This is a genomic window from Protofrankia sp. CiT1, assembly GCF_917627335.1.
Lineage (GTDB): Bacteria > Actinomycetota > Actinomycetes > Frankiales > Frankiaceae > Protofrankia.
The window spans coordinates 4,665-13,661 of record NZ_CAKJTP010000116.1 but is presented as its reverse complement, the minus strand read 5'-3'; the positions used below and the strand labels follow the sequence as shown (position 1 = coordinate 13,661).

At 64.0% G+C, this 8,997-nt stretch carries 10 protein-coding genes; 9 read left to right on the top strand and 1 reads right to left on the bottom strand.

All coding sequences use genetic code 11. The features are described 5' to 3' along the window. Positions 1–175 precede the first annotated feature (175 nt). Together MJ785_RS16275 and MJ785_RS16270 are read left to right on the top strand one after the other, a co-directional pair. Positions 176–424: a type II toxin-antitoxin system Phd/YefM family antitoxin gene (locus MJ785_RS16275; protein WP_239335145.1), complete on the top strand. Its 249-nt coding sequence runs from the start codon at positions 176–178 to the stop codon at positions 422–424. Further along, positions 421–804 carry a type II toxin-antitoxin system VapC family toxin gene (locus MJ785_RS16270; RefSeq protein WP_239310443.1) on the top strand — a complete coding sequence of 128 codons (384 nt, stop codon included), beginning with the start codon at positions 421–423 and terminating at the stop codon, positions 802–804. The genes MJ785_RS16275 and MJ785_RS16270 overlap by 4 nt, the downstream gene beginning before the upstream one ends. On the opposite strand, the gene MJ785_RS16265 is transcribed toward MJ785_RS16270, so the two are convergent. Further along, complete coding sequence (locus MJ785_RS16265; protein WP_239310442.1) at positions 785–1,102, bottom strand: hypothetical protein; 318 nt, start codon at positions 1,100–1,102, stop codon at positions 785–787. The two genes, MJ785_RS16270 and MJ785_RS16265, sit on opposite strands and share 20 nt — an antisense overlap. A 573-nt stretch (positions 1,103–1,675) precedes the next feature. Here MJ785_RS16265 and asnB point away from each other — a divergent pair. The 7 genes from asnB to MJ785_RS16230 all read left to right on the top strand — a co-directional run bounded on the left by asnB (position 1,676) and on the right by MJ785_RS16230 (position 8,964). Then, on the top strand, positions 1,676–3,493 hold the full coding sequence (asnB, locus tag MJ785_RS16260; protein WP_239310441.1) for an asparagine synthase (glutamine-hydrolyzing): 1,818 nt from the start codon (positions 1,676–1,678) through the stop codon (positions 3,491–3,493). Between the two features lie 167 nt (positions 3,494–3,660). Continuing rightward, the gene (locus MJ785_RS16255) at positions 3,661–4,122 is read left to right on the top strand and encodes a PPC domain-containing DNA-binding protein (protein ID WP_239310440.1); all 462 of its coding nucleotides are present in this window, start codon (positions 3,661–3,663) and stop codon (positions 4,120–4,122) included. Positions 4,123–4,127: 5 nt separating this feature from the next. Then, a complete protein-coding gene (locus MJ785_RS16250; RefSeq protein ID WP_239381594.1) occupies positions 4,128–5,318 on the top strand; it encodes a cytochrome P450 in 1,191 nt (396 codons plus the stop codon). Positions 5,319–5,336: 18 nt separating this feature from the next. Continuing rightward, positions 5,337–6,020, top strand: coding sequence for a DUF6875 domain-containing protein (locus MJ785_RS22330; RefSeq protein WP_370651602.1), 684 nt, complete (start codon positions 5,337–5,339; stop codon positions 6,018–6,020). Beyond that, positions 6,017–6,766 (top strand): SDR family oxidoreductase, encoded by a 750-nt coding sequence (locus tag MJ785_RS16240; RefSeq protein ID WP_239310437.1) that lies wholly within the window; start codon positions 6,017–6,019, stop codon positions 6,764–6,766. The genes MJ785_RS22330 and MJ785_RS16240 overlap by 4 nt, the downstream gene beginning before the upstream one ends. 60 nt (positions 6,767–6,826) lie before the next feature. Continuing rightward, positions 6,827–7,474, top strand: a complete 648-nt coding sequence (locus MJ785_RS16235) for a hypothetical protein (RefSeq protein ID WP_239375648.1) — start codon at positions 6,827–6,829, stop codon at positions 7,472–7,474. An 83-nt stretch (positions 7,475–7,557) separates the two neighbouring features. Next, positions 7,558–8,964, top strand: a complete 1,407-nt coding sequence (locus MJ785_RS16230) for an FAD-binding oxidoreductase (RefSeq protein WP_239310435.1) — start codon at positions 7,558–7,560, stop codon at positions 8,962–8,964. Positions 8,965–8,997: the final 33 nt, after the last annotated feature.

Below are 8,997 nucleotides of genomic sequence, written 5' to 3'. Positions count from 1 at the left end.
CAAGGAGCGGGCGGAGATCTCCGCGTGGGCTCCCGCGGGCCCCTGCGCACGATCTCCTCAAGCGATCCGCGGTTATCGCGGGCACGTCGCGGCTCCCCACCATCTCCATGACGGCCAGGTCAGCGGCCTCGAGCGGACGACCGGACCCGAGTAGCACAAGTGCTATCCTGGGAGCGTGGACGAGATAGGACTGCGTGAGGTGCGGCAGAACGCAAGCGAGCTGGTGAGGCGGGCCCAGGCCGGCGAGCGACTGACCATCACGGTCTCCGGCCGACCAGCAGCCGTTCTAGGCCCAGTGGCCCCACGCGCGTGGCGGCGTTGGGACGATCTCGCCGAGGTCATCGCCCTGCCGGCCGACGCCGGCTGGCCCGCCGATCGCGAACTCGTGGACAACACCGTGACGGACCCTTGGGAAGATCGATGAATCGGGGTGTCCTCGACACAAGCGTACTGGTGGCCACGGACGTCCTCCCGATCCCTGGTGAGCTGGCCGTCAGCGTCATCAGTATCGCCGAACTCCAGTTCGGTGTTCTCGTCGCCAAGACACCCGAGGCCCGCGCGAACCGACTCGCCAGGCTCAGCGCACTCCAACGAAGATTCGACCCGCTCCCGGTCGACGACGCCGTCGCCGACAGTTATGGACGGCTGGCCGCCCGAGTGGCCGAAATCGGCCGCCAGCCACGGGCGCGGACGATGGACCTGTTGATCGCGGCAACGGCGCACGCACACGGAGCCAGCCTTTATACCCGCAACTCCGCTGACCTGGCCGGCCTCGAAGATCTCATTACAATAGTGATAATCTAGGAAAAATCGCCAGATGCCGGCCCAGCCTCCCGCCGTGGTCCCTGGTGGTGGTCACCGTGACCTCCCAGCGGATCACCCGGAATTCGACCGGGCCGATCCGCGAGATCCACGACCCGTCGGGCAATGTCCGTAGCACCGGTAGCCGCCGGTTACCCGTGACCCGGATGAGCAGGTCGGCGCCGGTCACCGCGATCGCCTTGATCGTCGAGGTGCCAGCGGACCCGCGGTCCGCCACCCCGGCCAGCGCCGCACCGTGGCCATATACCCCGATATACCCCGACGGGAAAGTGCTGCTCAACCCGGTCCGGATCCTCCCGGCACGCCAGCGTCAGCCCGTCCGCACCCGGCTGCTTGCCCCGCTTCTTCAGTTCCTTCGTGGAACGGAGTGCCGCCCGGTGGGGCTGCGTCGCCGAAGATTCCCGCCGGGATGCTCGCCTCGAACGGGATCATGCGGTCCAGGAGAGAACCGCGACCTCACGCATGGCCAGATCCTATCGCATATTGACCTATATCCTCCTTTCCAGGCCGCGGGCGATGAGAAATCCTTGTGGGGTGGATACGGGCAACGCACGAGGCGGAAGATGCGGCGTGGGCAGCGGCGGCGCCGCATCTTCGCCGGGTGCGAGCGCCGAGCCCATGGTCCCGGGATGAGCCGGTGGCCGGTGTGGTACCAGCATTGAGTTACGTGCGGTAACTGGCCGGCTCGGTCCCGGACGTGGCGGCCTCATGCTTGTCCTGGCAGTTTCCGGCGGCGGGAACACACCCGAGCGGTGGCAGGCCAGCGGGCACAGGCTCCCCATGATGTGCCGCTGGGCCCGAGCATGCGGGAATGATGGGGACGGTTCGAACGAACTGACGAATGGAAAACTGTATGTGCGGCATCGCAGGCTGGGTAGATTTTGACCGGGATCTGACCAGGGAACGGACTACGGTGTCCGCCATGACCGCGACCATGGCCTTGCGGGGACCCGACGACACAGGGATTTGGTTAAGTCCGCACGCGGCGTTGTGCCACCGGCGGTTGGCGGTCATCGACATTGCGGGCGGCCATCAGCCCATGGCCGCAGAGGACATGGCAGTCCTCACCTATAGCGGCGAGGTGTACAACTTCCGCGAGTTACGGACGCAGCTGGAGTCGAAGGGGCATCATTTTCGTACCCACAGCGACACCGAGGTCGTGCTACGCGGTTATCTGGAGTGGGGCGAGGGCATTGCCGAGAGGTTGAACGGCATCTACGCGTTCGCCCTGTGGGACTCCCGAAGCGAGGAACTCCTGCTTGTCCGCGACAGGATGGGTGTCAAGCCGCTCTTCTACTACCCGCTACCGGGTGGCGGGCTGCTCTTCGGGTCGGAACCGAAGGCTATCCTGGCGCATCCGCGGGTCGATCGGGTGGTGGACGCCGACGGCCTGCGCGAGGTATTCACCATCGCCCAGACGCCCGAGTTGTCAATCTATAAGGGCATGCACGAACTCAGGCCCGGGCAACTGCTGCGGTTCAGGCGGGAGGGCCTGCGCAAGTGGCGATACTGGGCGCTCCAAGCCCACGAGCACACCGACGATCTCCACACGACCATACGCGTGGTGCGCGAACTTCTCGAGGACATCGTGGAACGGCAGCTGGTGGCGGATGTGCCGTTGTGCAGTCTGTTGTCCGGTGGCCTCGACTCCAGCGCGATCACCGCGCTGGCCCTCAAGCACGGGGACATCCGTTCATTCTCGGTCGACTTCGCCGGGTACGGCGACCACTTTCAGCCCGATGAGATGCGCGGTTCCCCCGACGGGCCGTTCGTACAGGACGCCGTGCGGTATCTGCGCCCCGAACACACCGACATCATACTCGACACCGCCGAGCTCACCGATCCACGATTGCGCTCCAGTGTGATGCACGCGTGGGAGTATCCACAGCTCAGCGGGGACATGAACACCTCGCTGTACATGCTGTTCCGAGCGATCCGCGGTCACTCGACCGTCGCGCTGTCAGGGGAGTCAGCCGATGAGGTGTTCGGCGGATACGCCTGGTTCCACCTGCCGAAAGTGGTGGAAGCCCCCACGTTCCCCTGGCTTGTCGTCATGATGCAGAAGCAGCGTCCCGACGACCTCTTCGACCCGAGGCTACGTAAGCAGCTCGATATTCTCTCCTACGAGCGCGACAGATACCACGAGGCACTGACAGAGGTGCCTCATGTATCCCGGGCGGACTCCCGTGAACGGCGGATGAGGGAGATCTCCTATTTCCACCTGACCCGTTTTGTGAACATGCTGCTCGACCGCAAGGATCGACTGAGCATGGCCCATGGCCTGGAAGTTCGTGTGCCATTCTGTGACCATCGACTGGTGGAGTACCTCTTCAACGTTCCCTGGTCGTTCAAGACCTTCGACGGGCGGGAGAAAAGCCTGCTGCGCGCCGCGGTCTCGGATCTGTTGCCGCAGTCGATCCTGGAGAGACGCAAGAGCCCGTACCCCGCTACACAGGACCCCGCATACGGGCTCGCTTTGCGTGGCACTCTCACCGAACTGATCGCCCACGGGAGCGCCCCGGTGCTGCCACTGCTGGACCAGAAGGCCGTCGAAGCGCTGCTCGCGACACCAGCCGAGGCGACGTCGAGTACCGTCACACGCGTCAGCCTGGAGATGGTGCTGGACCTGAACGCCTGGCTGGAATCCCAGGCGCTCCGCGTCGATGTGTGACGAGCCCCGCTACCCGCGCCGCAGCACGGGTAGCCACATCGCCGGTTCATCGCATGCCGCCGAATCGGGAAATTCCACCTCCAGTTTTTCCTTGCGATCCTGCAATGCGCCCTGTTCGGGGAGCCCACACCACCCGCCGTCACCTGTCCGATTGGAGTGGTTTCTATATGCGTACGCATGAACTGAAGACCGGAAGGTCGTTTGGCGTCAATTTCGATCACGGAGAAGATTTCTTCCAGGCGTTGGCGGATTTCTGCCGGGAGAACGATGTCCGGCAGGGATACATTCCGATGTTCCTCGCCGCCTTCGCCGAGACCGAGATCGCGGGAACGTGCCAGCGGGTCGAGGACCCGGCAGCGCCGGTGCGTCTTCCTGTCTATCTGGAGAAGGTCGAAGCCGTTGGATCCGGCACTTTCTCCTACGCGCCCGAAAAGAACGAGACCGTGCCGCACGTCCATGTCACGGTTGGTCTGAAGCAGCACTCGGCGCTGGCGTACTCGAGCCACCTCATATCCGCCAAGGTTCAGTACCTCACTGAAATGCTCGTCACCGAGGTCCTCGCGCCCGAGATGCGCCGTCCGGTGCACAGCGAGCTCTGGGACGTCCCCCTCCTCACGTTCGAAAGCTGAGTGTCGTGCCACCTGAATCCTTTCCCTTCCCGGAAGAGCCGCTCGGTAAGCGTCCGCCGAGCTGCATGTGGCGCCGTGAGAACGATCCGCTGGGGCAGGTTGAACTGCCAAGTGGTGACGTCGTGCGGCTTGCGGTGCGCTTTGACGACGTCGAGGCCGTGCTCACCGATCCACGATTCAGCCGGGACCTGAGCAGGCCTGGGGCGCCCCGGCTACAGCCCGGTGCGGACATGTCCGACGACCGCGATACTCTGATCAACCTGGATCCGCCACGGCACACACGGGTACGTCGCATTCTCAGCCGCGCGTTCTCCGCGCGCAGTGCCGAAGGATGGCGGACGCGCATCCGGAAGATCGCGCAGGACCTCGCCGACAGCATGCTGGCAGCCTCGCCACCCGCCGATCTGATGACGGCATTCGCGGAACCGCTCCCGCTTATGGTGATCGCTGAAATACTCGGAGTCGCCGACAGCGATCTCGACCAGTTCCGTTACTGGTCGGCTGTGGCCATGCGCATCGGCCCGGACAGCGTGGCCGAGCGCGGACAAGGGCGCGACGAGTTTTTCGCCTACTTGACCGCGCTCATCGAGCGTCACCGTCGTGAGCCAGGCACGGACCTGCTGGACGCCATGATCGAGGCAAGTGACGGTGACGATCGCATGAGCGGGGCGGAGCTGTGCGACGTCACCCGCTCGCTCCTGCTGGCCGGCTACGAGACCACTATGACAACCATCGGGCGCGGAGCGTTCACTTTGCTGCGCCACCGTGAGCAGTACGAGGAGCTCGTGGCGGACCCGAGCCTGGTCCCCCTAGCGGTCGAGGAGATTCTCCGGCACGACTTTCCGGCCGATGTGGGCTTCCTCCGTCTCGCCATGGAAGATGTCGAGCTCCCGTCCGGATGTGTGCGCGCGGGCGAAGGAGTCATGCCGCTGATCTCCTCGGCTCATGGTGACTCCACGAAGTTCCAGGACCCGGACACGTTCGACATTCATCGAACAGACAACGGGCACCTGGCTTTCGGGAAGGGGCCGCACTACTGCATCGGCGCCCATCTCGCGCGTGTGCAGCTGCAAGAGGGGTTCGCCGTGCTCGCCCGTACCATGCCGAATCTGCGTTTGACGGTACCCGCGGACGAGGTGATCTGGAAACCGGACATGATGACCCATTCCATTGCAAATCTCCACGTTGCATGGTGATTCGAGGGGAAGTCGAAGGTGAATACCACAGCTGAGGATTCCGCACTTCACCGACCGGATGACCCGGCCCGGGCAGCAAGGGATCAACCGTTTATCGAACGCATCGCCAACTGGTGCGAAGAATTCCTGTGTCGACCGCATCCCGAACTCGGCCGCAGCGGCTCGGTGTGTCCCTTTGTCCCGCGTGCCATGTCCATGAACAGGATCAGTTTCGTGGTCGTGCGTACGGAGAACCGCCCGGCAGCCGCGATCGATCAGGAGATCGCCGAGTACCAGGACGTCTTCCTGCGTATGGAACCGCGGTCCGGACCGGAGGCCATGGACAAGGCGATCCTGGTGATCCTGCCCGATGTGAGCGATGAGGACGCGCCTACCATGGTGGACGAAACGCACCGCAGATTGAAAGCGCAGTTCGTCGAATCAGGTCTCATGATTGGCAGGTTTCATCCGCGGAGTGAGCAGGGTGGGCTGCACAACCCCGCGTTCCGGCCGCTGCGCAGCCCGATTCCGCTGCTCGCCATCCGGTATATGGTCGACTCCGACCTGCCTTTCTTGAATCGCGTCGACGATCCTGTACCCGATCGCATCAAATTCCTTAAGGCATACGGACGGCGTTTCGACGGTGCCGAAGAGTCCCGCTGGTCTGAGCGAGGCCAGGCAGCGCTCAGTGAGATCCGGCTGAATCCGGAATCGGCACAGTGACGGCCGACGTAACGCGCAGGGTCGCGATTGTGGCAGGCGGCACCCGCGGGATCGGTGCGCGGATCTCCCGACGGCTCGCCGACGACTTCGACGTGGTCGTCGGTTTCGTCGAGGACACTGTATCCGCTGACAAGCTGGTTGCTGAGATCGTCGGGACCGGGGCCGGACGAGCGCTGGCGGTTCGCGGCGACATCAGCGAGCCAGACGATGTCGACCAGCTGTTCGCGGCGGCGGAGAAGGCGTACGGCGGTGTGGACATCGTGGTCAGCTGTGCGGGGGCGCACGCCGACCGGCGAGGCCCCTTGGCCGACACCGATGACGAGAGCTTCCGTCGTGTTGTGGATGTCAATTTTCGCGGCACGTTCAACATGCTGCGGGCCGCATCAACCCGGGTGCGGCCTGGCGGACGCATCATTACCTTCTCCAGCTCGGCTGCCGCCCTGGGTGCGCCGGGGCAGGCGGTCTACAACGCGTGCAAGGTCGCGGTCGAGGTGCTGACACGTCAACTCGCCAAAGAGCTGGCGGGGCGGAACATCACGGTCAACGCCGTCGCCCCCGGTCCCACCGGCACTGAGCTCCTGCTGCGCGGCAGGTCCCCGGATGCCATCGAAGCTTTGGCCCGGCAGATTCCGCTCGGCAGGATTGGACGTCCGCAGGACATCGCCAAGGTGGTGGAGTTTCTCGTTGGCGAACAGGGCGGCTGGGTCAACGGGCAGGTCATCCACGCCAACGGCGGGCTCGTCTGACAACGCGCCCGCCGGAGTCCAGGCACTGGGAAACACACTCTCTCGGAGAGGAGCACCGTCATGCCAGAAACCCGGATGTTGCCGGGAAATTGTGCTGGAGTCTTTGATGACGTCGAGGTGGTGGTCGCCGACCCGGAGGTGTTCGCATCTTTCATCGAGGATGCTATAGGGGAGTATCGTCTTGGTCTTGAGTCGGTGGCCGCGGGCGGTTCACGCCTACACCGCCCCAACAGTTTCGGGCTTCTCGGTGGAACTGTGGAAGGCGACGCGATGGTGCTTCGAAGGATCGCTTTCGCCGACAATGTCCGAGCCGTTGACTCGGTGCCGATGGAGGAGTTCAAGAAGAACATCGCCCCCAAGTTCGGAAAGCAGTACGATGATGGCGAGAGGGGATTCTGGTGTGACTCGCGCCAGCTCCTGAAGGTCGTGCGTGAATTCGAGGACAACGGACTCGAGATGCTCGGGTCAGTCCATATGCATCCTGACTGGCACCGGGTGGGGCCGCCGCACGAACGGGGCACGGAAAACCTGAGCGAGAATCCCAGCCGTATGGATGAGTACCTTTTCCGAAACGCTGGCTGGCCGCTTAACATCATCTGCTATCTGGAGAGCCGGGAGGGTGGCGTCACGCACACGTACGGCGCGTGGCGTCCGCCCGTATCCGAGGGCGCGAAGGCCGCGAAGATGCCCATCAGGTTCTTCGCATAGGGCCATAGCGGCGCCAGCCGAACCAAGGCGCCAGCATGAACCAGGGCGCCAGCATGTCGAATTCAGCCGAATGCGGAGGCAATATGGGAACCTATCCTGACACCATTGGTCTTGTGGTGACGCCATCCGACACGAGGTACGACACGGCGCGCAGCATCTGGAACAAGCGTTTCGACTGCCGGCCCCAGGCTGTCGTATACCCACGGGACGCCGAAGAGACAGCAGCCGCATTATGTTATGTGCGCGACCATGGCATCCCCTTCCGTATCCGTTCCGGTGGCCACAACGTCGAGGGCTTCTGCACCCTCGACAACGGCATCGTGATCGACGTGTCAAGGCTGGGGTCTGTGGCCGTGAACAACGACCGGAGCCGGGCTGTCATCGGCCCCGGTGTCCTCCTGGGCGAGGTATACGCGGCTCTGTGGTCTGTCGGCGGCACGATCCCGGCGGGAGTCTGCCCAGACATCCGGATCGGTGGTCACGTCCTCGGTGGCGGGATCGGGATGCTCGTGCGGTCGCGGGGCCTGCTCATCGACAGCCTTGTCGGTCTCACCGTGGTCGATGCGCGGGGCAGGATCCTGGCGGTCGACGAGACGAACCACGCAGACCTGCTGTGGGCCTCGCGGGGCGGCGGCGGCGGGAATTTCGGGATCGTCACCTCCTATACGTTCAAGATGCGGCCTATTTCCGAGGTGACGCTGTTTACGATGAAATGGGACTGGGACGACGGCATCGCGGTACTCGATGAATGGCAGCGCTGGATCCTTCGAGCGGACGAGCGCGTGAACGTCAGGTTCAACCTGTTCCCCAGGTCTGCCGGAATGGCCATGACGACCGGGCTGTTCGAAGGCTCGGCCGACGAGCTGAAATCAATCATCAAGCCGTTGGTCGACGCACATCCGCCGCGCGAGACTTCCATGCGCACCGTGCCTTACATGGACAGTGTGGGCACGTGGACTCAGCGGGTTCCGTCGATACGGGCAAAATTCGTCCCCGCGCTCGCCGCGAGACCGCTCGACTCATACGCCATGAAAATCCTCGATCGCTGGCACAGGACTGCGCCCGCCGGAGTCAGGACGGGGTTCTACGGACTCGGCGGCGCGGTGCTGGGTGACGTTCCGCCGGAACACTCGGCATTCGCGCACCGAAACGCGTCCATCTGCGTGGAGTACCTCGGGCACTGGGACGACGCGGAGTCCGATCGTGAGCATCTCGACTGGCTGTGTGGAATCCGCGACGAGATGCTCCCGTTCATGACGGGCGGCGCCTACGTCAACAGCCCGGACCGCGATCTGGCCAACTGGCTGCACGCCTACTACGGGGACAGACTTCCCCGGCTGATGGATGTGAAACGTCGGTACGATCCCCATAACGTCTTCAGTTTTGAGCAAAGCATCCCGACATCTCTGACCCTGCCGGAAGCCCACGCCGCGGGCCTGACCGACGCGGTCATCGCCGAGCTGCGTTCCAGGAATTTGCTCTCGGCCTGAGAGCGCGTTTGAGATCGTCATTCCGGCTCGCCG

Bases quoted from the DNA above. Each gene is read 5' to 3' on its own strand.
- MJ785_RS16230 (WP_239310435.1), top strand. From the start codon at position 7,558: ATGGGAACCTATCCTGACACCATTGGTCTTGTGGTGACGCCATCCGAC.
- MJ785_RS16270 (WP_239310443.1), top strand. From the start codon at position 421: ATGAATCGGGGTGTCCTCGACACAAGCGTACTGGTGGCCACGGACGTC.
- asnB (WP_239310441.1), top strand. From the start codon at position 1,676: ATGTGCGGCATCGCAGGCTGGGTAGATTTTGACCGGGATCTGACCAGG.
- MJ785_RS16255 (WP_239310440.1), top strand. From the start codon at position 3,661: ATGCGTACGCATGAACTGAAGACCGGAAGGTCGTTTGGCGTCAATTTC.
- MJ785_RS16235 (WP_239375648.1), top strand. From the start codon at position 6,827: ATGCCAGAAACCCGGATGTTGCCGGGAAATTGTGCTGGAGTCTTTGAT.